Source organism: Parabacteroides goldsteinii, assembly GCF_020091425.1.
Taxonomy (GTDB): domain Bacteria; phylum Bacteroidota; class Bacteroidia; order Bacteroidales; family Tannerellaceae; genus Parabacteroides; species Parabacteroides goldsteinii.
This window is the reverse complement of record NZ_CP081906.1, coordinates 3,988,157-4,012,231: the sequence shown is the minus strand read 5'-3', so window position 1 is coordinate 4,012,231 and position 24,075 is coordinate 3,988,157. Positions and strand designations below refer to the sequence as shown.

At 41.1% G+C, this 24,075-nt stretch carries 18 protein-coding genes; 12 read left to right on the top strand and 6 right to left on the bottom strand.

The features are described 5' to 3' along the window. Nucleotides 1-469 precede the first annotated feature (469 nt). From K6V26_RS17460 to K6V26_RS17445, 4 genes are all read right to left on the bottom strand, one after another. Nucleotides 470-2,182, bottom strand: a complete 1,713-nt coding sequence (locus K6V26_RS17460) for a SusD/RagB family nutrient-binding outer membrane lipoprotein (RefSeq protein ID WP_224263438.1) — start codon at nucleotides 2,180-2,182, stop codon at nucleotides 470-472. A gap of 44 nt (nucleotides 2,183-2,226) precedes the next feature. Beyond that, complete coding sequence (locus tag K6V26_RS17455) at nucleotides 2,227-5,667, bottom strand: SusC/RagA family TonB-linked outer membrane protein (protein ID WP_224263437.1); 3,441 nt, start codon at nucleotides 5,665-5,667, stop codon at nucleotides 2,227-2,229. 615 nt (nucleotides 5,668-6,282) lie between these two features. Beyond that, nucleotides 6,283-6,807 (bottom strand): NUDIX domain-containing protein, encoded by a 525-nt coding sequence (locus tag K6V26_RS17450; RefSeq protein ID WP_046145332.1) that lies wholly within the window; start codon nucleotides 6,805-6,807, stop codon nucleotides 6,283-6,285. 83 nt (nucleotides 6,808-6,890) lie between these two features. After that, nucleotides 6,891-7,856: an ROK family protein gene (locus tag K6V26_RS17445; RefSeq protein ID WP_007654811.1), complete on the bottom strand. Its 966-nt coding sequence runs from the start codon at nucleotides 7,854-7,856 to the stop codon at nucleotides 6,891-6,893. A gap of 248 nt (nucleotides 7,857-8,104) precedes the next feature. Between K6V26_RS17445 and K6V26_RS17440 the strand changes: the two genes are divergently transcribed. Then, nucleotides 8,105-8,578, top strand: coding sequence for a GyrI-like domain-containing protein (locus K6V26_RS17440; RefSeq protein WP_224263436.1), 474 nt, complete (start codon nucleotides 8,105-8,107; stop codon nucleotides 8,576-8,578). A gap of 28 nt (nucleotides 8,579-8,606) precedes the next feature. Here K6V26_RS17440 and K6V26_RS17435 read toward each other — a convergent pair whose 3' ends face one another. Together K6V26_RS17435 and K6V26_RS17430 are read right to left on the bottom strand one after the other, a co-directional pair. Beyond that, a complete protein-coding gene (locus tag K6V26_RS17435; RefSeq protein ID WP_007654808.1) occupies nucleotides 8,607-8,984 on the bottom strand; it encodes a VOC family protein in 378 nt (125 codons plus the stop codon). 18 nt (nucleotides 8,985-9,002) lie between these two features. Then, nucleotides 9,003-9,725 carry an MBL fold metallo-hydrolase gene (locus tag K6V26_RS17430; protein WP_195584263.1) on the bottom strand — a complete coding sequence of 241 codons (723 nt, stop codon included), beginning with the start codon at nucleotides 9,723-9,725 and terminating at the stop codon, nucleotides 9,003-9,005. Between the two features lie 617 nt (nucleotides 9,726-10,342). On the opposite strand from K6V26_RS17430, the gene K6V26_RS17425 reads away from it, so the two are divergent. From K6V26_RS17425 to K6V26_RS17375, 11 genes are all read left to right on the top strand, one after another. Then, the gene (locus K6V26_RS17425) at nucleotides 10,343-11,032 is read left to right on the top strand and encodes an ABC transporter ATP-binding protein (protein WP_122328426.1); all 690 of its coding nucleotides are present in this window, start codon (nucleotides 10,343-10,345) and stop codon (nucleotides 11,030-11,032) included. Then, a complete protein-coding gene (locus K6V26_RS17420; RefSeq protein ID WP_195584265.1) occupies nucleotides 11,019-12,284 on the top strand; it encodes an ABC transporter permease in 1,266 nt (421 codons plus the stop codon). Before K6V26_RS17425 ends, K6V26_RS17420 begins: the two co-directional genes overlap by 14 nt. A gap of 12 nt (nucleotides 12,285-12,296) precedes the next feature. After that, a complete protein-coding gene (locus K6V26_RS17415; protein ID WP_007654795.1) occupies nucleotides 12,297-13,562 on the top strand; it encodes an ABC transporter permease in 1,266 nt (421 codons plus the stop codon). 45 nt (nucleotides 13,563-13,607) lie between these two features. Further along, a complete protein-coding gene (locus tag K6V26_RS17410; RefSeq protein ID WP_007654793.1) occupies nucleotides 13,608-14,726 on the top strand; it encodes an efflux RND transporter periplasmic adaptor subunit in 1,119 nt (372 codons plus the stop codon). A gap of 22 nt (nucleotides 14,727-14,748) precedes the next feature. After that, entirely contained in the window at nucleotides 14,749-16,101 is a 1,353-nt protein-coding gene (locus K6V26_RS17405; protein WP_224263435.1) for a TolC family protein, read from the top strand. A gap of 365 nt (nucleotides 16,102-16,466) precedes the next feature. After that, complete coding sequence (locus K6V26_RS17400) at nucleotides 16,467-17,045, top strand: RNA polymerase sigma-70 factor (protein ID WP_195437253.1); 579 nt, start codon at nucleotides 16,467-16,469, stop codon at nucleotides 17,043-17,045. A 130-nt stretch (nucleotides 17,046-17,175) separates the two neighbouring features. Further along, on the top strand, nucleotides 17,176-18,168 hold the full coding sequence (locus tag K6V26_RS17395; RefSeq protein ID WP_224263434.1) for a LacI family DNA-binding transcriptional regulator: 993 nt from the start codon (nucleotides 17,176-17,178) through the stop codon (nucleotides 18,166-18,168). Nucleotides 18,169-18,318: 150 nt separating this feature from the next. After that, nucleotides 18,319-21,012, top strand: a complete 2,694-nt coding sequence (locus tag K6V26_RS17390) for a glycoside hydrolase family 38 N-terminal domain-containing protein (RefSeq protein WP_224263433.1) — start codon at nucleotides 18,319-18,321, stop codon at nucleotides 21,010-21,012. A 27-nt stretch (nucleotides 21,013-21,039) separates the two neighbouring features. After that, nucleotides 21,040-22,104 (top strand): uroporphyrinogen decarboxylase family protein, encoded by a 1,065-nt coding sequence (locus tag K6V26_RS17385; RefSeq protein WP_195584273.1) that lies wholly within the window; start codon nucleotides 21,040-21,042, stop codon nucleotides 22,102-22,104. Nucleotides 22,105-22,114: 10 nt separating this feature from the next. Next, complete coding sequence (locus tag K6V26_RS17380; protein ID WP_224263432.1) at nucleotides 22,115-22,786, top strand: corrinoid protein; 672 nt, start codon at nucleotides 22,115-22,117, stop codon at nucleotides 22,784-22,786. A 1-nt stretch (nucleotide 22,787) separates the two neighbouring features. Then, nucleotides 22,788-23,867, top strand: a complete 1,080-nt coding sequence (locus tag K6V26_RS17375) for a uroporphyrinogen decarboxylase family protein (protein ID WP_224263431.1) — start codon at nucleotides 22,788-22,790, stop codon at nucleotides 23,865-23,867. Nucleotides 23,868-24,075: the final 208 nt, after the last annotated feature.

Sequence of the window (24,075 nt, the reverse complement as noted above, 5' to 3'; positions counted from 1 at the left end):
AACAGTCTCTGTTAGTTCTAAGTTGCAAACTTACATAAAAAACACCGATTTATATGCTTGCTTGCTAAAAAAGGGGAATATCCCTACACTCCTTATAACAGCACCTGAAAAAATGTGTTAAAATCGCGTTAACATAAACCGTCCTTGAAGGCCCCTTTTGTTAAAGTTTTACCTCCATTTTAACACCGATCCTAGGGAGTGGAGGTTAAACGGACCTTTAACGGAGGTTCAACGGAGCTAATACGGAGGTAAAACGGCGATTTTTGTGTTAAAATCGATAAGGATATTTGTGTATATTTAACTGGTTTTCCGTGAACACATTTTTGGCTGGAGGGGGCGTTTTGCGCTTGGTGGGTGGGAGGGATCATAAAAATAAAACCGCCGCGAATCACTTCGGGGCGATTTCGGTTTCCACATTTACCATCAATTATGTTTTATATAATTATGTGGAGTATTTTTTGTTCTTGTTTTATTTAATCATCTTATAATAAGTCTTCTTGGCCCAGAAGAGGTTGGTGTAATAACCACTTGGCTCTTCGTAGTTTTTGGCGATAGCTGCCTGGCAGTTTTCGCTGTTGTAAGTCAACTCATCGTTTGGATAAGGCAAACGGTTAGGAGGAGTCGGATAGTTTGTTACCTGGTCGTCAGTAGCAAATGAAATAGTCGGATAACCTGTACGACGTACCACATTCCATGCTCCTAATTTATCCAAATAGCCGAAGTTTAACCAAAGCTGTGTGCAAATAGCTTCCTGTGTCGGTTTCCAGATCTTTTCAGCATAAGCTGTAATATCAGTTGTGCTTGGACGGACCAACTCGCGGTAACCATAATAACTGTCGTTGCCTTCCTTAGCCAATGATGAACTTTCTTTTTGATCCCAGTAGTATTCGCAAGATTGTTCCACACCAGTGATGAAGTTGCTTTTTGCCAAATCTGCGTTTGCAGCAACACCATATCCCATCAGATAAGCTTCCGCTTTGCTGAAACTTACTTCTGCGGCACTCAACCACAAACCGAAGAGGTTTTCATTGCCTTGATATTCAGCCCAACCTGCTACAGCTAATGAGTCTATTTTATTAAAATAGTTTGAAGTCATAAGACCTTTTTGGGCATATTCCTGTTTTTTCTGATCATTCAAATTGGTAATTTCGGCATTTGTCATACGAATATCGTAAGCAATATATTCACCGTCAGGATTGCAATCATACATGGCTGCAATACGCGGGTCGGTATTTGCATCTGGAATTCCGTTTGCCGGAAGATTCATGACATTTAAAACATTCTGAGTGGCACCGCCATTACCATGAAGTGCTTGTGACAGACTTTTACCAAAGTTGAATTTATCTGTTTGAGTATCGGCTGTAACACCCATGTTTTCTTGATTATTGTCGATAAGCGGATATTTAGTCGGATTGTTTAGGATCTCAGCAATAGCAGCATGTGCCTCGGATACACAATCACCGCCGGTAGACAAATGAAGTGCAATACGCAAACGAAGGGAGTTGGCATATTTTTGCCATTGTGTTGCATTGCCGGCTGCTACTGTATAGTCTTGACGAGATAATGCTGTAAGACCTGTTGCATCCACATTACCATTAGCAAAATAGTCGCCTACTTCTTTTAAGTCTGCAAGGATTTGTTTGTAAAGCGTTACGTCATCATCATAAACACATTTTTTCTTGGCTGCATTATAATCGCCATCTCTCCACAGTGTACCTGCACCATTGAAAGGGACATCCCCGAATACTGACAGCATTTCATGAAGCTGCGCTTCAACAAGTGTACGGCTCAAATAATAGAATACAATGTTAGAAGACTTCACACTTTCTTCTAAATTGTTGTATGTATGTTCCAATACACGGTGTTGAGTTAACATGGTGTAAAATTCTTTCCAGCGGTCGTCATAACGGCCTTCGCCTGCCCCCATGAAACGTCCACGTGAGTTGTCATTACCGATGATGCCAGAGAAAAGGCCGGAGGTAGTTGTTTGTATGTAATGACGATAATAGATCGGGTTCATCCATGTATTCCCAGCTTGCATGACTCCTGTGAATACCTGAGGTACAGCCACTGTGGACGTTTTAGATGGATCTGTGTACTTATCGTCGTAGTCAGCATTTGAACATGACGTGACCGACATAAGTGTAAGCCCGGTTAATGCTAATGAAATTATCTTTTTCATAAAATTGATTCTTTGTTTTAATATGATTTCAATGAATTATAATATTAGAAGCTGGCACGGACAGAGAAACCGAATGTACGAGCACTTGCCGTAGAGCCACCAATTTGTGACTGGCTGATCCAGTCTGTACCATCGGTGGTTTCAGAATCGAACAACTTCAATGTGCGGTAAACATAGAATGGGTTGCGAACGAAACCGGAAACAGTCAATCTGCTGCAAGCAAATTTGTTAGTTAAATTTACCGGTAAAGTATAACCTAAACTGATTTCACGACATTTGATATAGCTATTTTTCTGGATAGCTTCCTGATATGTCATTGTAGCGCTTGTTCCCCAGCCATAGCTACCGTCATTAGCTTCAAATTGAGTCACTATGATGTCATTTGGAGTACCGTCTTCTTTTACACCCGGAAGGATCAAACCGTTGTCCCATACATAATGGCCGTTGATCATGGTTTCACCGCGTTTGTAGTTGGCCATTTCACCAGCATTGACTACGCGAATAGAACCCTTGTCGGCTAAATTGTCTGTTTCGCTATAATAGAATATACCACCTGTTTCATGATCACGAACGCCAATAGCATCTGTAATATTACCTACGGACTTCATATATTGCCAAGGCTGGTTGATCAAGCAACCGCCAAAACGGAAGTCGAATGCCATGTCAAGAGTGAAGTTCTTATAGCTCAGGCTGGTACCAAAACCTCCGGTTACCTTAGGCATGGCATTGCCTACCTTGTGTCTTTCGGATGTGTCTGTGATATACAAACCGTTTTCGCCTACGATTCTGTTGCCGTTTTCGTCTGTTTTCCAAGTATAAGTGTACCAGTCACCCATTGCTTCTCCTACATGAGATTCAAGTGTGGCTGCACCACCGTCGATGTTAACATGGCTTAGGACGTCAAGACCGTCAACTAGCTTCTTCACTGTATTTTTGTTCCAGGCTACGTTGGCACGTAAATCCCATTTCCAGTCTTTGTTTTCGATCGGAGTACCGTATACATTCAATTCAATACCCTTATTGGCAAGTTCACCTACGTTCATCAACATACTGTTTGCTCCCATAGATGTAGCAGCAGTAGCCGGAAGAATCTGGTCTTTGATTGTATTTGTATAGAAGTTGAATTCCATACCCAAACGGTTGTTCAGGAATTTGTTTTCAATACCAACTTCAATCTCATGTTTTGTTTCCGGTTTAATACTTTCGTTACCGATAGAACTTGGAATTGTATTATAAGTATATACATTGTTGCGTGTCAAAGATCCTTGTTCGAAGGCTAAGTTAGCACGGTAAATTTCAGGAGCGTTACCAACGATACCATATGATAAACGTATTTTACCATAATTCCACCATGACGGATTCTTGTCACCCAACAGTTCTGTATACAATAAACTTGCACTGACTGACGGATACCAGAATGAATTGTTGCCATGTCTTAAAGTAGAAGTCTTTTCTTGGCGGATAGATCCTTCCAAAAATCCCCAGTTGTTATATCCGTAACTAGCAGTTAAGAATGCACCGGTCTTTAGAAGATCTCTTTTTGTCATAGATGCATTCTTGGTACCTACTGATGCATTCAGATGGAACCAGTTTTCTTGTGTTAAACCTTGTGAAGTACTTACGGATGATTCGTAGAAAGATTCCTGACGGGCATTCCATCCTAAGTTGGCTGTAATGTTATGAACATCGGCAAATGTTTTGTCGAACATCAACATGATATCACTATACACGATTGAATAGCGGTTGTTTTTCAAACCATAAGAATCGCTATATTGACCGTTGGTAGAAAAGACATGGGCATTCTCCGTATTGTTCTTATTCTCGATTTTGTCAATTGTGAGGTCGGTAGCCAAACGTCCACTTAATGTTAAGCCCGGAATAATTTCCCAAGTAGGGTTCACTGATCCGATAAAACGTTGGTGTTCTTCTTCCTGAACCTTACCTAAAATATTCCAGAAATATTCAGACATCAAGGAGGTAGACCCCATTGGAGTATAAAGGAACTGCTCGTCTGGAGTTAGTGTATTAGGTGTACCACCGTTGCCAGCATAAATACTATTCTGGTAGCCTAAGCTAGTTACTGTATGGTCGCGGATGTAAGCCACATCAGTGAAGCCACTGAACATACCTGAATAGTTTGTCACTAAACGACTGATACGATATGCACGGTTCTTGATGAACTGGTTCTGATAAGTAGCTGAATAATTTAATTTAAGATTCTTTGTAATGTCATAAGCTCCACTCAAATTGAAGTTATGCTTGTGGTTATTGGAATTCAACTGCATGGATTTTGCATCGTTGAACGTATAAGATAAACGGACATTGTTACGCTCAGAGCTGTTAGTCATAGACAAGTTGTATGTCTGATTAACACCTGTGCGGAAGATGTCGTTCCATTGATTATGGTCAATTGGTGTAAATGCACGCTCGTTGCCATCGAAATAAGTAACAGACTTGTTTGCGTCATATTTTGCACCCCAAGAGTAATAAGTTTCACGGTTTGTTGTTGTAATCGGATTACCATTGCGGTCTACACGAAGATTACGAAAACCGGTCAAAGCCGATTGGTCATTCATTCCGAGTACATAGTTATCATACCCGGGGCCATATTCTTTTTGAATTTCGGGCATATAAGCAACTTTATCGAAACTTACGTTTGCACTGAAGTCGACGTGAGTGCCTGTACCGTTCTTTGCTTTTTTCGTAGTGATCATCACAACACCGTTGGCTGCTTCCGAACCATACAAAGCAGAAGCGGCTGCACCTTTTAAGATAGAGATGTTTTCGATATCTTCAGGGTTGATATCAACCATACCGTTTGATTCAATACGTTGGTTCGTCCAATAACCGTCTTTGTTAGCATTACCATTACGGATGGGAACACCGTCCATGATGATTAAAGGTTGTGTGTTACCCGTAATTGAAGAAAGACCACGTACTGAGATAGAAACAGCTGATGTACCGCCACCGGGAGCAGACTGGATACTAACACCGGCAGCTTTACCATATAGACCGGTAGCTAAAGTTGTACCTCCGGTTCTTGTCAATTCTTCTGAAGAAACAGTACTTACGGCATAACCTAATTTCTTGGCATCTTTCTTGATACCCAAAGCTGTTACGACTACTTCGTCCAGCTTCTGAGTGTCTTCTGCTAGTTTAATGTTTAATGAAGACTGGCCTGTGTAGGTGACTTCCTGAGTAGCATATCCGATAAAAGAAATCTGGATAATGTCTCCGTTTTTTACTCCTTCCAGGTTGAATTTACCATCCATATCGGTAATACTACCGTGGGTGGTTCCTTTGATCACTACTGACGCTCCGGCAACAGGTCCGAAATCATCTTCTACAACACCACTTACTTTACCACTTTGTTGGGTAATAGCGGTTTCTTGCTTTTCTGGCGCTAAATTGGCATATACACTTGTAGGAAGTGTTATTGCTCCTGCGACAAGAATTAAGCTGACAGGTTTGAAGTGTTTCAACATAATTAATGAGTTTATTTATAATAATACTAGTGTTAGTGGAGTTACTTTAGATTTGACGTTTATTGATGTTTTTGATCTTAGTTCTAAAAGAACTATGTTGAAACAAGAATAAAAAGACTATAATTATCAACAGTATTACCATGGTTAAGTAGAGTTAAAAAACTTTTTTTATAAGATTGTTTTTTCAAGTGTTCTATTTGTTACTTTTCGTCCTATTAATAAATATTGCTTAAATAATCTAGGGGGATATTACACTAAACCAACTAGTTTATGATTCTATTAAAATATACAATATGAGTGTAATCAAAGGGTGAAGTTTACGTTAAGGTATAGAGTGGTATTTATATATACCTTGTTATTGTAAATGTTAAAAATAAAGCATAATCCTTCTTTTGTTGACGTAAAATAACAGTATGTAATAAATTATTAATACATTTGTGCCGAATATTTAGTATGGAGTTCTTTTAGAACTATGATGTTTTTTATGATTATATATCCTCTTTTTTTGAAAAAAATCTAATAAACAGGATGTGGTATAAAAATTGTAACACAGAAAATAAGAAGGACGGAATATTCCGTCCTCTAATTGTCAATTGATAGATGAATCGATGGAAGTTAACAGTTGTTTTCTTTGTAAAGTCTAATAGCCTTCTTTATTGACATCAATCCAAACTCTTCCGCTTTCAACTCTTCTTTTTTCACGATAACGATTTCGGCGGCATCATCTTCCGCATGGACACCTATGAAATCCTTTACATGGCATTCAAAGAACATATCTACCGTGTGCACTTCGAAACCGCAATACATATATAAATTAGGAATGGAAAAAAGATAACGGCATTCGGTAATATCCAGTCCCGTTTCTTCTTTTACTTCGCGGTGTGCCGCATCTTCTGCTGATTCGAACATATCGACGAATCCGCCCGGCAGGTCGAGCGTCCCTTTGGCAGGTTCTTTAGCCCGGCGCACCAGTAGAATCTCTCCGGCGGTATTTCGGATGAAACAGGCTACTGCCGAAGAAGGATTGAAATAGTATACGAAACCGCATGTCGTACACTGTTTCGCTTTTTCATTACGTTCGATGAAAGTGTTGGCTCCACATTTGGGGCAATAGATAAATTGATGCAAAGGATGGTTCATGTCTCTGATAATTAAGTGATATATAAAAAAGAAGGGCGACCTCAGGCCGCCCTTGATCCGGGGCAGAACCCCAGTGAATACGATTACTCTTTCACTTCCCAACCCAAAGCGCTGGCTCCCAATACGGCAGCATCGCTTTCTTTCAATTGAGAGAAAAGAAGTTTTGTTTTACCTTCGTAAACCTTCAGCATGTTCTTGTCCATAGAACGTTTGATCGGATTCATGATCAGATCGCCTGCCTTGGTAAGACCACCGAACAGAATAATGGCTTCCGGGCTGGAGAATGCAACAGCATCAGCAAAAGCTTCACCCAGGATATTTCCTGTAAATTCGAAGATTTCAAGTGCCAGTTTATCATTCTTCATGGCTGCATCGAATACATCTTTTGAAGTGATTTCATCCGGATCCAGATCGCGCAACAGACTTTCGTCTTTGCGGATTTCGAGGTATTCACGGGCTGTACGTGCTACACCGGTAGCGGATGCATATGTTTCAAGGCATCCCTGACGACCGCAACCGCAAGGACGGCCATTGTTACGACGCATAATCACGTGTCCCAACTCACCGGCAAAACCGTCATGTCCGTAAACCAGATTACCTCCGATAACGATACCGCTACCTACACCTGTTCCCAGAGTGATAACGATAAAATCTTTCATACCACGTGCTGCTCCGTAAGTCATTTCACCGATTGCTGCAGCATTGGCGTCGTTAGTCAATGCAACGGGAATACCGCCGATTTGTTCGCTGATCAACTGTGCCAAAGGTATTTTACCTTTCCATGGAAGGTTCGGGGCAAATTCGATACAACCGTTGAAGAAGTTACCGTTAGGAGCTCCTACGCCGACACCTTTGATCTTATCCGGACCTCCGGCCTGGTCGATTACTGATAAAAGACCTTGTCCCAGTTCCGCAACATATTCTTCTATATCAGTATATTTACCAGTTTTGATTGATCCACTGTACAAGATTGTTCCTCTTGCATCTACTACGCCGAAAACAGTATTGGTACCACCTATATCAATACCTACTACATAAGGCTTCTCCATGATTTTATATTTATGATTAATAATGAGTCTTTCTGGATAGCAAATATAAGAGGAATATGCTTAGCTGCAATGATTTTATTAAAAAAAATGCTGAATAGTATCAGTTTTCAAATGTGACAATAAATGTAACTTTACTTAATAGCCGGATCAAAATACGTCATTTTCAACTTTTTTCTCTCCGGTGACAACCGTTCTTTAGGTGTTTTTTTTATATTTGGTAGATTCTTAACCCATTAATGAATAACACTATGCCACAGGTTTCAGACATACGGCTTATGGTCCGGGCGGAACAACCTGTTTTATCGACCCGTACGAAAGTCAGTTACAAGGATTTAGAGTGGACGCTTGCCCGAAAACGTCAGGATGCACTGGCCCTTCTCCGGAAAACAGGGAAATATATGACGGATGTGCCTTTTATCATTTACTACGATTATCTGAATATGGATATATATGACCTGGATGTGGAAATCTGTTTCCCTGTGTCCTGCCTGATGGAAGGAGACGAAAACGTCCGGTCACGCGTAATACCGCAATCCAAAGTCGTGCATTGTTTATTTAAAGGCGATTACGAAGAAATTAATTATTTATATGGCGAGATGACTTTCTGGATGATGCAGAAAGGATACGAGCCGGAAGGTACGGCCTATGAATTTTATTACCGGCGGAAAGAGGAACCTTTCGATGACGGGTTAACCAAAATTGTATTGCCGGTGAAGAGCTGATACAATTTTGGTTAAGGTATTGCCTTTTTTATTTAGCCGGTAGTATTTCGATCCAGTAATCGTCCGGGTCGTTAATGAAATACAATCCCATGGCGGTATTTTCGTAACATACGCAATCCATTTCCTTATGGAATTTGCGTACTTCGTCGTAATCGCCGGCTACACGAAAACAGAGATGGCTTTCGTTATCTCCCAGTTCGTACGGCTCGTTACGGTCTTTCAGCCAGGTCAATTCCAGCAGGAAACCTGTCTGGTCGTCTGTCAGGTAAACGAGAACGAAAGAGCCGTCGGCTGCTTCCTTGCGGTGATGTTCCTTCAGACCCAGCGCTTTGTTATAGAAAGCAATGCTTCTTTCGAGGTCGAGGACGTTGATGTTGAAATGATCAAATCTACTTTTGATTTCCATACTTGTTTTCTTTATAAATTAAAAATCAGTGCTTTCTCCGGGATAGGACAACAGGATATAACGGCATCCCTTCGATTCGGCATAAGGGCCGAATGCTACTACTTCGGCGGGATGTTCCCAAAAGTGCATAGGGACTAAAACGTCAGTCTTTATCCGGTCGACAAACTGTTCCGCTCCCCGCATAAAATCAGTTCCGATACGCGGATCGACCGGAAACATGGCGAGATGCAGATGTCCGGTTGCCTGAGCCAGTATATCCAGTTCCCGCAAATAATCGCCTTCGGCTTTAGCCACTTCCTGTGGTGTCGATTCGTCTTTCCAGTGCCAGTTATTCAGGTCGCCGGCATGAAACAGCAGTTTGCCTTCCGCTTCTATCAGGAAAGAAATGCCTACATCAGTCGAACCGAATGCCCGGATACGGATATTTTCATCTTCAAAAACGTCCCCTTTCTTAAGGTAAACAGCATCTTCGGCTGTCGCCCGGCGGCGTTTCAGAATATCTTTGGAGAAAATATATTTGATATCCGACTTAATCTCTTTCCATTTCAGGACGTCCGGGTTGAAATGATCCGGATGGAAATGGGAGGATAATATATATAATGTACCCGCGCGTCGGAGCAGTTCATCGTGAACAAATCCCGTATCCGGTGTTTTCCCCGTATCTTTAAAATAATCGATCAGGATAGTATATCCTTCTGTTTCGATCGCAAAGCCACTGTGATAAATATATGTAAGTCTCATACTGTATTCTTTTATTTTCATGTAAATAAAACATGATACGGTGTGATTAAGTTGTTTTTGGCGATACAAATATACAAAAGGATGAATGAAACAGATAATAGTTACCGTACGAATGTAAATAATATAGGATACTGGTTTTGGTTTTCTGCCGAACAAACTGATTGTCGATAGCTGTCAGTAATGTTGTTGATAGCTATCGGTAATTTTGTTAATAACTATAAGTAATATTGCTGATAGCTGTCGACAATAACTTACATAACTGTATAAAATTGATAACATATTGTGGGTTAGTCTTGTAGGTAGTGTAAGTATAGTTTGCAAATGTAATATTGTTTTTGGTTATTCCCTGCTATTTTATTTGATGAATTTATAAATAAAATGAATGGGGCAATGCAGTATATTTCGTAGTTGTCGGTTTATTTAGTAAGCATTCCTTGATTATTTGTGTTTATCTGATAACAAAACGATAGTTAATATCTTGTAAAAATCAGTACCTTGTGATACAAGGTATCTTATATAAATATATATTTGTTGCGTCAGAGGGTAAAAAAGTTTCTTAAATGTGTAACATTTTTTACAAAGTGTACGTCTAATAAAGAAAAGTAATGACAAATATGATGATTCAGCTGAAAGGAATTAACAAAACGTATTTCAATGGTGCTCCGCTGCATGTCTTGAAAGGCATAGACCTGGAGATCGAAAAAGGAGAGATGGTTTCCATTATGGGGGCATCCGGTTCGGGGAAATCGACGCTATTGAACATACTGGGGATTTTGGATACTTACGATACTGGTACCTATCATTTAAACGGACAATTGATTCAGAACCTCAGCGAAAGCCGTGCAGCTGAACTTCGTAACCAGATGATCGGTTTCATTTTCCAGTCATTTAATCTGATCTCTTTCAAGAATGCGGTGGAGAATGTCGCCTTGCCACTCTATTATCAGGGTATAAACCGCAAGAAACGGAATGCGATGGCAATGGAATATCTGGATATGGTCGGACTGAAAGACTGGGCGGAACATATGCCTAACGAAATGTCGGGCGGGCAGAAACAACGTGTAGCCATTGCCCGTGCCCTGATTGCTAAACCGCAGGTGATTCTGGCTGATGAGCCGACCGGTGCACTCGACAGTAAAACGACGGTCGAAGTAATGGAACTTCTGCGTAATGTAAATAAAGAAGGTATGACTATGATTATCGTGACTCACGAGCAATCCGTAGCCAATGCGACCGAAAAGATTATCCGTGTAAAGGATGGCCTGATAGAAAACATCGAAAAAGGAGAAGGATATGTTCGACTTTGATAATTTCCGGGAAATATGGAGTACGATTCAAAAGAATAAGCTCCGTACGTTCCTTACCGGCTTTTCCGTAGCATGGGGGATCTTCATGCTGATCGTTTTGCTGGGAGCTGGCAACGGACTGAAGAATGGTATCATGCACAACTTTGACCGTTGGGCGGGGAACCGTGTGGAGACATGGCCTCGTTATGCCAGCAAACCCTATAAAGGGATGCAGACCAACCGACGGATCGAATATAAAGATGATGACTTGGTGGCCTTGAGACAGCAGAATCCCGAAGTGAACCTGGTATCAGGTGTCCTTTACCAAAGCGATACGCTTTCGTATAAAGAAGAATATAACTCTTATTCTTTACAGGGGGTACATCCGGATAAAGCTATCATCGACAAGATTAAAATGACGGTTGGTAACGGGCGTTTTATTAATGAAGTAGATATACTTCAGAAAAGAAAAGTGATAGTTATAAGTCCCCGTATAAAAGAAGTGCTTTTCCGTTCGGAGGATCCGTTAGGAAAATATGTGAATGCTGGCGATGTACCTTATCAGGTGGTCGGAGTTTATACGGATGAGGACAACAATAATAATGCTCCGGCTTATATTCCTTTCTCTACGGCACAGCAACTTTACCGCTCCGGTTATGGGTTGGATAATATTATTTTCTCCCTGGATGGTATTAATACCAAAGAGGAATACGAAGCATTTGAGAAACGTTTCCGTCAGCAGATGGGGAAACGGCATATGTTTGATCCGGAAGATCTGCGGGCAATCGGTATGTGGAGCACGATTGAAGATTTTGCCATGTTTAACGGGATGTTGAATGGTATAGCTCTGTTTATCTGGATAATCGGTATCGGAACTTTGGCCGCAGGTATTGTGGGAGTCAGTAATATCATGTTGATTACTGTTCGGGAACGAACCCGCGAGTTTGGTATCCGTAAGGCGATTGGAGCAACTCCTTTTTCCATACTGAAACTGATCATCGTAGAGTCTATCCTGATAACGGCCGTCTTCGGTTATGTCGGCATGATTGCCGGAGTTGGACTGACAGAAGGCATTAACTTCATTATGGAAAATGCCAAGATGGGACAAGCCTCTTCCAGCGATGATATGAGTACCTTTTTGAATCCTACGGTCGACCTGACCGTAGCTTTGATGTCAACGTTGCTTATTGTTGCTGCAGGAGTGCTGGCCGGTTATTTTCCGGCTCGTAAAGCAGTGAAAATTACGGCTATCGAAGCCATGAGAAACGAATAAATACAGATAGATATGTTCGATATAGACCGTTGGGTAGAGATATGGGTGACTATCACCCGCAACAAGACCAGAAGCCTCTTGACCGGGTTCGGGGTGTTTTGGGGAATCCTGATGCTTGTTATCCTGTTAGGGTCGGGTACCGGCTTCAAGAACGGAGTATGGAAGAATGTGAATGGTTTCGCTACTAATTCAGCTTTTTTCTTTTCCGAACGTACCGGCGAGCCTTATAAAGGCTACAAGAAAGGACGTTACTGGCAGATGCGTAACCGTGACCTGGAAACAATCCGTAACCGTGTGAAAGGTGTGCGTTATTTGTCGCCGATGGCTATGTCATGGGGCGGACAAAATAATGTGGTGAGAGGACAGAAAGCCGGTACTTATAATGTGCGCGGTGTACATTCCGAATATTTTAATATAGAAACGCAGCACGTACTGGAAGGGCGTTTACTGAATGAGGTAGACGTAAAAGAAAAACGTAAGGTTTGCCTGATCGGTAGTATTGTGCGCGAAGTGTTGTTCACTCCCGGTGAAGATCCGATCGGAGAGTATATCCGTGTAAATGGCATTTACTATCAGGTCGTGGGCGTTGTGAAACCTAAGCCACGTGTACAGATCGGAGGACGTACGGAGGAAAGTATCATGTTGCCTTTTACTACCTTACAGCAGGTGGCCAACCAGGGGGATAAGTTCTGGTTCCTGTGCGCAACCGCCGATGACGGTTATTCATGCGACAGGATGGTGGAAGATATAACGGATGTTTTGAAATCACAAAATGAAATATCGCCTACCGACCCGCAAGCCGTCAGCAGTTTTACGATTGCCAAGCAATTCGATAGTTTTGAAACACTATTTACCGGGATCAATATTCTGGTATGGTTGGTTGGAATGGGTACTTTGCTGGCTGGTATCATTGGGGTCAGTAACATTATGATGGTGACGGTAAAAGAACGTACCCGCGAGATTGGTGTACGCCGTGCAATCGGGGCTAAGCCGTTCGATATTATATCCCAGATCATGAGTGAGAGTTTGTTGCTTACGGCTTTGGCCGGACTGATGGGGTTAAGTTGCGGAGTTTTTCTGTTGGATGTAGCTAATAATTTATTGGCAAGCAGCGGATCGGCAGATTCTCAGGGCACTTTCTTCAGTAATCCGGAAATACATATCGGAGCCGCCGTTGCCGCAACCGTTGTTTTACTTATCAGCGGACTTATGGCTGGATTGATTCCGGCCTGGCGAGCCATGCAGATTAAGGCTATTGATGCTATCAGAGAAGAATAAGGGGAATTGAATATTATAAATTGGAAATTGAAAATTAAGATAGTTATGAAGAATCGTATCGTTAAGAAAATCCTGCGAATCATCTTTTTAGTATTGGTGGGAGCCGCCGTGGTCGGCACTTTCTACTTCTTGTGGAAAAAAGCACAACCTGTCATCACCATGTATGAAGTGGTAACTCCCAAACGCGACTCGGTAGAGACAAAGACTGTGGCGACAGGAAAGGTAGAACCGCGTGATGAGGTACTTATCAAACCGCAGATGTCCGGTATCATCTCCGAATTGCTGAAGGAAGCCGGTCAGATGGTGAAGGAAGGCGAGATTATTGCAAAGATCAAGGTAATCCCTGAAATGGTTCAGCTGAACAGTGCTGAATCGCGTGTCCGTGTGGCGAAGATCAGTCTGGAGCAGATAGAAGCTACCTACAAACGGGATGAAGATCTGCACAAGCAAGGAGTCATATCCAAAGAGGACTATGAAACCTCACTGGCTAATTATAAGAAAGCTCAGGAAGAAGCAGAAAATGCACAGGATGCATTGGAGATTATCCGTGAAGGTATTTCACGTAAATCGGCATCGTCCAGTACGACACAGGTTCGTTCTACCATTACCGGTATGATTCTGGATGTTCCTATTAAAGTCGGAAACTCGGTGATCCAGTCGAATACATTCAATGACGGTACGACAATTGCTTCCGTAGCCGATATGAACAATATGATCTTCAGGGGAAAAGTGGATGAAACAGAAGTAGGACGTATCCATGAAGGCATGCCTATCAAACTGACAGTCGGTGCTTTGGATAGCCGTACGTTTGATGCCACCCTGGAATATGTAGCTCCGAAAGGAGTGGAAGAAAACGGTGCCGTCCTGTTCGAGATCAAAGCGGCCGTTCAGATGCCGGAAGATGCCTTTATCCGTGCCGGTTACAGTGCCAATGCCGAGATCGTGCTGAAACGTGCGACCGATGTCCTGACCGTTCCTGAAAGTTGTGTTGAATTCAGCGGAGACTCTACTTTCGTACAGATTGTAAAACAGGAAAAGCCGGAACAATTATTTGAGAAACGTGCTGTTACGGTCGGTTTGTCTGACGGTATCAAGATCGAAGTGAAAGAAGGTTTGTCTGAAGGTGACAAGATTCGTGGTGGTATTGTAGCTGCTAATAAGTAATAGAAATAAAAACGAATAAGCGATGAAACAAATCATATCATCCGTAGCGCTGGCCTCATTCCTTTTCTGTCTGCCCGTCGGGGCACAGGAAGCGGCAAAGCAATGGTCGTTGGAGGAATGTATCCGGTACGCTATCGAGAACAATATAGATCTGAAACAAAAGGAATTGGAACAGAAAAGCCGTGAAGTGGACTTACACACCAGTAAATATAGTTGGTTGCCCAGTGTGAATGCCAGTGTGGGGGAAAACTTTGGTTTCGGCCGCTCCGAATCGAAAGATGGTTTGATCGTAGACCGTAACTCGGCCAATACGACAGCCGGTATTCAATTGAGCATGCCTATCTTCGACGGTTTGAAAATACCGAACGATATTGCTGCCCGCAAGCTGGACCTGAAAGCATCTATCGAGACTTTGAATAAGGCAAAGGAGGACTTGTCTATTAATGTGGCTTCTTACTATCTGCAAGTTCTTTATAATAAGGAAATGTTGAAGATTGCCCAATTGCAGGTAGATCTGAGCTCTGAGCAGGTGACAAAAACCGAGGCACTCTATAATGCCGGTAAAATCCCTGTTTCCCAGTTATACGATATGAAAGCCCAATTGGCAAAAGATGAAGTCACATTGACAGAATCGCAGAACAATGTGAAACTGGCTTTACTGGATCTGGCACAAAGTCTGGAATTGGAACGTGCCGGTGAAAACTTCGATGTGCTGGAACCGGAAAACGGTGATGCCATTGAACGTTACATGAGTAGTATCATTCCTCCTGACCAGGTCTATGATCATGCCGTGACATTCAAACCGCAGATCAAGGAACAGCAGTATCTGCTGGAGAGCCAGAAGAAAGCGCTCCGTATAGCCCAGGCGGGATATTATCCGAAACTGAATTTAAGTGCCGGTTACAGTACCGGTTACTATCATAATTTCGGTGACGGCGATTATAATAACGCTCCGTTCAGTGATCAATTGAAGAATAACGGGCAGAAATCAATCGGTTTAAGTCTGAGTATTCCGATCTTCAACCGTTTCCAGGTACGTAACAGCGTCCGTACCGCCCGTCTTTCCATAACTAATCGTGAGTTAATGATGGAAAACAGCAAAAAATCACTTTATAAGGAGATTCAACAGGCTTATTATAATGCGACGGCAGCACAGGAGAAATACATCTCTTCCGATAAATCAGTCGATGCAAGCAAGGTGGCGTTCTCATATGCTGAAGAACGGTATGGTGCAGGAAAAAGTACCGTATTTGAATACAGCGAAGCAAAGACGAAGTATGCGCAGAGTCTGGCTGAACAGACACAGGCCAAGTACAACTTTATCTTCCGTACCAAGATCCTTGACTTCTATAATGGAACACCAATCACTTTATAGTAATATCGACAATAAGATTAAATCCTATTTTTTAACATAATTGATTAGACACACCAAGGAGGAGGGAAGTTTCCGTGAGGAAACTTCCTTCCGTTTTTGTAAATACACATCAAAGTGAGTGAATAAATATTATATTTGTCGCAGAAAAGGGATATGAAACCTCTAAAAATACATAGTTCATGAAGAACTATGTCCCTTTTCAATTTTTAATATCTATAAGAATCAATACGTTCACGTTTTGCGAAAAAATTAAAACATTATCATTCATATTACATTCCTCCCTGATTATTAAAGAAATCGAACAATAACTATTCCATAGTTCTTCATGAACTAATATAGATGAAAAAGCGACAAGGAGATGTATTATGAATATAAGCCGTATAAATGAAGATATAATAGAACAAATCAGAAAAGGTTCGGAAAAGGCTTTTTCTGAATTGTTCAGTACTTATTATAGCTACTTGAATGCCGTTGCTTTATGTTACCTGGTCGATAAAGAGGCCGGTGCAGAAATTGTAGATGATGTTTTTATTAATATCTGGAATAGGCGGGATACCTTATCGTATCCGATTCATTATTATTTAGTACGTTCTGTTCAGAACGGGTGTCTCAATTACATTCGGGCACAAAGGAGTCAGCAAAATGTTTTGGATGAACACAAAGAACAAATGTTGGCTTTTCAGGAAAATTATATCCAATCGACTCCGGTTCCATTACAATATGTAGAAATGCGCCAGACGGAAGAAGAGATACGTTTAGCGGTAAATCAATTACCTGCAAAGTGCAGGATTGTTTTTGAAGAGTATTTCTATGCCGGCAAAACCGTGGATGTAATTGCCGATAATATGGGTTTGACTGTTAGTACAGTACGAGTTCAGTTAAAGAATGCGACTGATCGTTTGAAGCAAACTCTTAAACATCTGCTTCTTTTCTTTATCTGTTGAAATCTGTTTACTCCAGCCTTTTTTATTCCTCTTCCCGGAAAAGGATCTTTCATCACTATTGTAGAGTATCGAATTAAATAATATATTTGCATGTATAGTTGATCGGTTAAGTTGTTCGAATTAAAAACAGATGGGAAAATCTCTTAAAGATATTGCAGAAGCTCTTAAGGTCTCAAAAACAACAGTTTCATGGGTGTTGTCAGGGCGTGGTGATGAACAAAAGATAAGTTCGGCTACCCAGAAAAAAATAATAGATTATGCTAAACAGGTAAAATATAGGCCAAATTATCTTGCTAAAAGTCTTAGTTCGGGTAAAACGAAAACAATTGGATTGGTTGTTCCCTTTATAGGAGATACTTTTTATGCCCAAGTAGCTATGGAGGTTGAACTTGTGGCAGAACAACTGGGATATACCGTTACTTTTTGCAGTTCCGAATCTAATCCGGTAAGAGAAAATAATATAATCCAAATGTTACGATCAAAGAATATTGATGGATTAATCATTGCTCCTACTAATTATGCCAAAGGTGAATTGGAGAATTTAATGCAAGAAAAATATCCGTTTGTTTTAATTGACCGTTTCTTTCCGGAATTGAATACTAATTATATTATTATAGACAATATCGGGTGTAGTTATAATCTGGTTAATAAACTGATAAATGAAGGCCGTAAAAAAATAGCCATTATAACTACGGCATCGGCCCTTTTTACCATGAGTTTAAGATATGAAGGATATAAGACCGCTTTGATCGAACATGATTGTTTTATTTCTCCTCACTTATATGGAGAGGTGTCACGCAATGAGTATGAGTTAGATATCATTCGTGTATTGGATACTATTTTTGATATGGTCCCGGATGTCGATGGATTCTATTTTACTACGCATTATTTAGGAATGGAAGGACTACGCTATTTTTATAAACGGAATATAGATGTCAGTAAAATAGGTTTGGCTTGTCTGCATAGTACTCCGAGTTTTGAACTTTTGGCTCCTAATATGCATATAGCATATCTTCCTATAAAAGAGATTGGTCGTGAGTCTGTACGTGTATTAATAGATAAATTAGAAACTACCGATAATGAAGACGAAAAGGTAAAACTGGTTTTGCCTGTATGTGATTAAAAACATATCAATCGTAAGATAGTATAGGAAAATCGGAATAAATGTCATTGTTTATCTCTGATAAGACACATATGTTTGCAAAATAATATTTTTTTCTTAGTTTACTTAACCGGTAAAGTTGATTGGGAGAGAAACATAATACCATGAAATATGAAAAGGCAATTTATTCTTTCAGTATGGATTTTCATACTATCATTAAGTTCATTAAACGCTCAGATTGCGGCTATAGATGTAGATAAAGGAGCCGAAAAGGTTGAAGTTGAAGACATAATCATTGTCTTCAAAATGCACTTTGATATTGGTTATACTGATTGGAGTGAATCTATTTTACAGAAATACACCACCTCTATGATGGATGAAACATTACGTTCAGTAGAGGAGACGGGTAAATTACCTAAGGAAGACCAATTTGTTTGGACTCTTCCTGGCTGGCCAATGAAATATATTATGGAAAATACCTCTGAGGTTTATAAATCCGGAATAGAAAAAGCTTTAAAAGATGGACGTTTCAAAGTGCATGCACTTCCTTTCACATTTGAGACTGAATCGAGTGATCTTGAAACATTGGTGCGTGGAATGTCCTATTCTTCGCAGATAAATAGAAAATATGACCAACCGTTGGTACGTGGAGCTAAACTTACCGATGTCCCTAGCCATTCCTGGATACTTCCTACATTGTTGACACAGGCTGGTGTGAAGATTTTGCATATTGGTTGTAATCCCGGGTCCGTATCACCGGATATACCAACCCTGTTTTGGTGGGAGGGACCGGATGGTTCGAGGTTACTCACTTTTAACTGGGCGGAATATTACGGTTCCGGTGTACTTCCTCCGGCAACCTGGAAATATAAGACATGGTTAGCAATGATACATACGCATGAAAATACGGGTGCTCCGACACCGGAAGATGTTGCTGCTGTATTGAAAGAAGCGCGTGAAAAAGCACCTAATGCCCGGATACGTATCGGTCAGCTGGAAGATTTTTATGATGCCCTGATGAAAGAAAACCCATCGTTACCTGTAGTAAAGGGGGATATGCCGGATACCTGGATTCATGGATATATGTCGATGCCTAAAGAAGTAAAAATCAATAAGGCTATGCAGCGTGTCATTTATAATACGGAAACGTTGAATTCCTTACTCAAACAATGGGACATAACTCCCGAACCGCTTGAACCTTATGTTGAAAAGGCTATTGAACAATCTTTATTGTTTGATGAACATACTTTTGGACTGGCAATGAGTCATGGACACCAGGATTTTTGGAAATATGGGGACGATTTTACAGTCAGCAGGGCACAAGGGCTGTATGATTTTATAGAAACATCCTGGAATGAAAAAGGAAGTAGGGCACACCGTGCTGAACAATATATTATTCCTTCTTTACGGAAGGATTTGAAGAAACTGGCTCAGAATGTAGCTGTTAAAGGGCGTAAAGTTGTTGTCTATAACCCGCTTCCCTGGAAACGTTCGGGTTTGGTTAGTTTCCATATGGGAGTTTATAAAAAAAATTACCAGGTTTATGGTTTGAAGGATGAATCGACAGGTAAGATTTTGCCGGTATATAACGACTACAATCACCTGTCTTTTCATGCGGAAGATATTCCATCCCTGGGGTATAAGACTTATACGTTGGTAACATCTCCTATATCTGAGGATTCCCGAAGTTCCCGTATTGATGAAGTAAAAGCTGTGTTGGAAAACAACTATTTCAAAATAGAAATAAATAAGGAAAACGGTGCATTGCTTTCTGTTTGGGATAAACAACAACAGAAAGAAATGGTCGATGAGAAGAATGAATATGGATTCGGAGAGTATATCCACGAGAAATTTGGTCAAGAGGAAATCAACCGTTATAATGCGAATTATGTGAAGCCCGGACATCATGGCTGGGCTGATCAGGAGATGGGGCGGCCGGAAAATCCTGACCTGAAATATGAAATGATAAAGGGCAGATTAAATAAAATCAAATATTTGCAGACCTCCCATTCAGTTAGTGCTACCGCATTCTGTCAGACAGGTGCTGGCGATGACTATACATTAACTTATACGTTAGAAGATAGCTCCCCTTATCTGGAAATTTGTTGGGGGATACGGAATAAACCGGCTGAATCTCAACCGGAAGGTGGTTGGCTGGCTTTCCCGTTTAATCTGTCGAATCCTTCATTTCGGTTAGGGAGAACCGGCGGTGTTGTTAATCCGGCCACTGATTTTGTAAAGAACACCAACCATGATTATTTCTTCCTGAATACCGGTATGGCTATTATTGATAATCAAGGGAAGGGGTTTGGCTTAAATACACCGAATGCCCCGGCTGTCAGTCTGGACCGTCCCGGTCTGTTCCGTTTCTCCGGAGAGTTTATACCCCAACGGCCTAATGTTTTTGTCAATCTGTTTAATAATCAGTGGGGTACTAATTTTACAGAATGGATAGAAGGAGGTTTTTCCGCCAAAGTATATCTGTGGTCGATCGATAAATACAGTAATGAGACTTCTCTTATTACACCGACAGAAGAAACGCGTGTTCCTCTGATGGCAACGTATACAGAGGATGATGGAGGTGAACTTCCGTTCTTTTCCGAAGGGATTACATTGTCCGAAAAAGGAATTTTAGTTACTGCTTTCGGACCGAATACAGATGGTGAGGGAGACTTGTTGAGACTTTGGGAACAAGCCGGTAAAGAAGGCAAATGTACTGTTACATTATCCGGAAAATCATATCGGTCTGCTCAATTCTGTAATCTGCGCGGTGAACCGTTGGGAGATTCGTTTCCAATAAAGAATAATGAACTGTCCGTCGAGATGCATGCCTATCAGCCTGTATCGATCATATTAAAAAGGTAATAAGGAATGTAATTAAATTAAGAAAATATGAATACGTTTGAGCCTGACTACAGAAATATTTTAAAGGTATTATATAATCAGAAACCTGATTATTTGCCTTTGTATGAGCATAATATCGATGCCCCTTTTGTTTCTAAATGTATAGGGGAGGAATTGTCGTTAAATGGCCGTAAAAGCTGCTCTGATTTGGATGAGTATTTTAGTAAATATATTTCTTTCTGGAAAGAAAATACCTATGATGCATTCAGTTATGAAGCTGCGATTTGCGAAATCCTTCCCGGTCATGGGGCCATATTAGGGGGGATGCTCGGTCCTATTCAGACCCGCGATGATTTTGACAGATATCCGTTTGACGATATTCCCCGTATTTTCTGGGAAACATACAGGCCTCGGTTGGAGTCTATCCGGAGAGTGATGCCTGCCGGGATGAAAGCCTATGGAGGTTGCGGATACGGCATTTTTGAAACAGCTCAGGATCTGGTGGGTTATGAAAGCCTTTGTGTCATGCAGTATCTCGACCCGGAACTTTTTGCCGACATCTTCCGGAAAATCGGTGAACTCTACGAAACATTGTGGACTAAGATGTTGGAGGAGTACGACGATCTTTTTGTCTTCTATCGCATGGGAGATGATTTGGGGCATCGTATGGCAACTATGCTCGAACCGGATACGATTCGTCAGTTTATTTTACCGCTGCATAAGAAAGTGATCGATATCGTACATAATAAGAATAAGAAGTTCTTACTGCATTGCTGTGGGAATATCAAAGAGATCATGCCTGATATTCTTCAGAACGGGATAGATGCCAAACATTCGAATGAAGACCAGATATGTCTTTTTGATGAATGGATCGATAACTATTCGGATAAAATCGGTCTGTTCGGAGGATTCGATATGAACTATCTGATCCTGAATCCGTATGACCAGGTCTTTAACAAGGTTCTGGAGGAAGGTATACGATTCCGTGAAAAAGCAAACGGATACGGTCTGGGGTCCGGCAATTCAATACCTGATTACATGCAGATAGAGGGATTTTATGCAATGGTAGATGCCGTAAAAGAGATAAGAAGAAGGGAGCAATTGACTAAATAAATAGAATAGTATGGAAAACACATTAGAAAGAATAGCACTTTGTGTCGAAGTGGGTAAGATCAATGCAAAAACTCCTTATCCTCCGGCAATGAAAGGGGAAGACGGAGCAGATGAACTGACACAGAAGGCTTTGGAGCAGGGGTATTCCCCCAATGATATTTTAACAAAGGGATTGATCGTTGGTATGAACAATATCGGTGTGAAGTTCAAAGAAAATAAAGTGTTTGTGCCTCAGGTCCTGATGAGTGCAAAAGCTATGAGCGGTGGCATGCAACATCTGAAAAGATATTTTAATGACGGTTCGGTCAAACGTAAAGGTAAATTGATTATCGGTACGGTAAAAGGAGATTTACATGATATTGGTAAGAATCTGGTATGTATGATGGTGGAAGGAAATGGCTATGAGATTATCGACTTGGGGGTAGATGTTACCGAAGAAAAGTTTGTGGACGCTGTCAGAGAGAATCCGGATGCTTTTGTCGGAATGTCTGCTTTGTTGACAACCACAATGGTCAATATGGAGTCGATCAATACAGCTATAAAGACAGAGTTTCCTCAAGTGAAAACATTTATAGGCGGAGCACCTGTGAGCAGCGATTTTGCTCAGAAAATAGGTGCAGACTATTATACAGAAGAGCCTCAGCGGTTAGTAGAGATTTTAAACCAGTTAACATCTAATTGATATGACATCAAGAGAACGTTTTTTGACAGCATTATCGGGTGGTGTACCCGACAGAATTCCTATTATGGAACATCTTTTCAGTTTGAAACTTATGCAGGAGCTGTTGGGATATACAACGGTTTTGTATGATGGTAAAACACAGGCAAAGCTGGCTGCCAAGCTGGGTATTGATGGCATCTGGACACCGATAAACGGTTTCTGTGGTATCGAAGAGACCCCTCATGAACCGAATGAGATATACAAAGATGAATGGGGCGTTACCTATCAGAAAAACGGCTGGCCGATCATTGCACAAATCGATACGCCTGTAAAATGCCGTGAAGATTGGGAAGCGTATACTTTGCCTCCGGTCGATACGCCTTATCGCCTCAAAATTTTCAAAGATGTGAAGGCTGCTAATACGGAAGACCTGGCAGTCGTGTTGGGAACTTTAGGACCATTCACCATGCTATCCTGGTATATCATGGATTTCGAGACATTGGCTATTACCATGTATACGGATCCGGAAATGGTACATGAAATAAATGAAGCAGTGTTGGAATGGACATTGGGGGCTATCCGCCTGGCTATAAAGGAAGGGGGAGTCGATTGTGTACAAATATCTGATGACTGGGGTGGTACGAATGCTTTGTTGATTTCTCCGGATGACTTCCGTACTTTCTTCATCCCTTATTTCAGGCGTTTGGTTGCCGGTATCAAAGAATTGGGAGTGCCGGTTATTATGCACAACGATGGAAGAATCTGGGATGTCCTCGACGATCTGGTAGATTGCGGTATCGATGGACTTCACCCTGTAGAACGGGCAGCCGGTATGGATCTGAAAAAAGTGAAAGAAAGATATAAAGGAAAGTTGACACCTATCGGTAATATCAATAACAAAGTAACGATGGCATCTTCCAATCCGGATGATGTTCGTAAAGAAGTTTTGGAATGTATCAGGGAGGCTGCTGCTGATGGAGGATATATAATTGCGACAGATCATAGTATTCACGATCTGATCCCTACGGAAAATGTGCGATGTCTGATAGATACAATCAATAAGCATGGAAAATATCCTGTTGACTTGACTTTTTTCCGCTGATTTCAGGGGATAAAAGCCACTTTGGAACAGTCATTCTGACAATGCCCATTCAAGCAACCTTATAATGCCCATTGTAAGGTTGCTTGAATGGGCATTGTAATGACCTTAGGATGGGCATTGTCAGAATGCGCCAATTGGGGTGGTTGTAGAGATTGTTTCTATTTCCTTTGTTAAAATCAAAAAAAGTTTGATTTTACCTAAATGTTTT

Excerpts from the sequence above, each read along its gene's own strand:
- K6V26_RS17460 (WP_224263438.1), bottom strand. The coding sequence starts at position 2,182 with ATGAAAAAGATAATTTCATTAGCATTAACCGGGCTTACACTTATGTCG.
- K6V26_RS17455 (WP_224263437.1), bottom strand. The coding sequence starts at position 5,667 with ATGTTGAAACACTTCAAACCTGTCAGCTTAATTCTTGTCGCAGGAGCA.
- K6V26_RS17450 (WP_046145332.1), bottom strand. The coding sequence starts at position 6,807 with ATGAACCATCCTTTGCATCAATTTATCTATTGCCCCAAATGTGGAGCC.
- K6V26_RS17445 (WP_007654811.1), bottom strand. The coding sequence starts at position 7,856 with ATGGAGAAGCCTTATGTAGTAGGTATTGATATAGGTGGTACCAATACT.
- K6V26_RS17440 (WP_224263436.1), top strand. The coding sequence starts at position 8,105 with ATGCCACAGGTTTCAGACATACGGCTTATGGTCCGGGCGGAACAACCT.
- K6V26_RS17435 (WP_007654808.1), bottom strand. The coding sequence starts at position 8,984 with ATGGAAATCAAAAGTAGATTTGATCATTTCAACATCAACGTCCTCGAC.
- K6V26_RS17430 (WP_195584263.1), bottom strand. The coding sequence starts at position 9,725 with ATGAGACTTACATATATTTATCACAGTGGCTTTGCGATCGAAACAGAA.
- K6V26_RS17425 (WP_122328426.1), top strand. The coding sequence starts at position 10,343 with ATGATTCAGCTGAAAGGAATTAACAAAACGTATTTCAATGGTGCTCCG.
- K6V26_RS17420 (WP_195584265.1), top strand. The coding sequence starts at position 11,019 with ATGTTCGACTTTGATAATTTCCGGGAAATATGGAGTACGATTCAAAAG.
- K6V26_RS17415 (WP_007654795.1), top strand. The coding sequence starts at position 12,297 with ATGTTCGATATAGACCGTTGGGTAGAGATATGGGTGACTATCACCCGC.
- K6V26_RS17410 (WP_007654793.1), top strand. The coding sequence starts at position 13,608 with ATGAAGAATCGTATCGTTAAGAAAATCCTGCGAATCATCTTTTTAGTA.
- K6V26_RS17405 (WP_224263435.1), top strand. The coding sequence starts at position 14,749 with ATGAAACAAATCATATCATCCGTAGCGCTGGCCTCATTCCTTTTCTGT.
- K6V26_RS17400 (WP_195437253.1), top strand. The coding sequence starts at position 16,467 with ATGAATATAAGCCGTATAAATGAAGATATAATAGAACAAATCAGAAAA.
- K6V26_RS17395 (WP_224263434.1), top strand. The coding sequence starts at position 17,176 with ATGGGAAAATCTCTTAAAGATATTGCAGAAGCTCTTAAGGTCTCAAAA.
- K6V26_RS17390 (WP_224263433.1), top strand. The coding sequence starts at position 18,319 with ATGAAAAGGCAATTTATTCTTTCAGTATGGATTTTCATACTATCATTA.
- K6V26_RS17385 (WP_195584273.1), top strand. The coding sequence starts at position 21,040 with ATGAATACGTTTGAGCCTGACTACAGAAATATTTTAAAGGTATTATAT.
- K6V26_RS17380 (WP_224263432.1), top strand. The coding sequence starts at position 22,115 with ATGGAAAACACATTAGAAAGAATAGCACTTTGTGTCGAAGTGGGTAAG.
- K6V26_RS17375 (WP_224263431.1), top strand. The coding sequence starts at position 22,788 with ATGACATCAAGAGAACGTTTTTTGACAGCATTATCGGGTGGTGTACCC.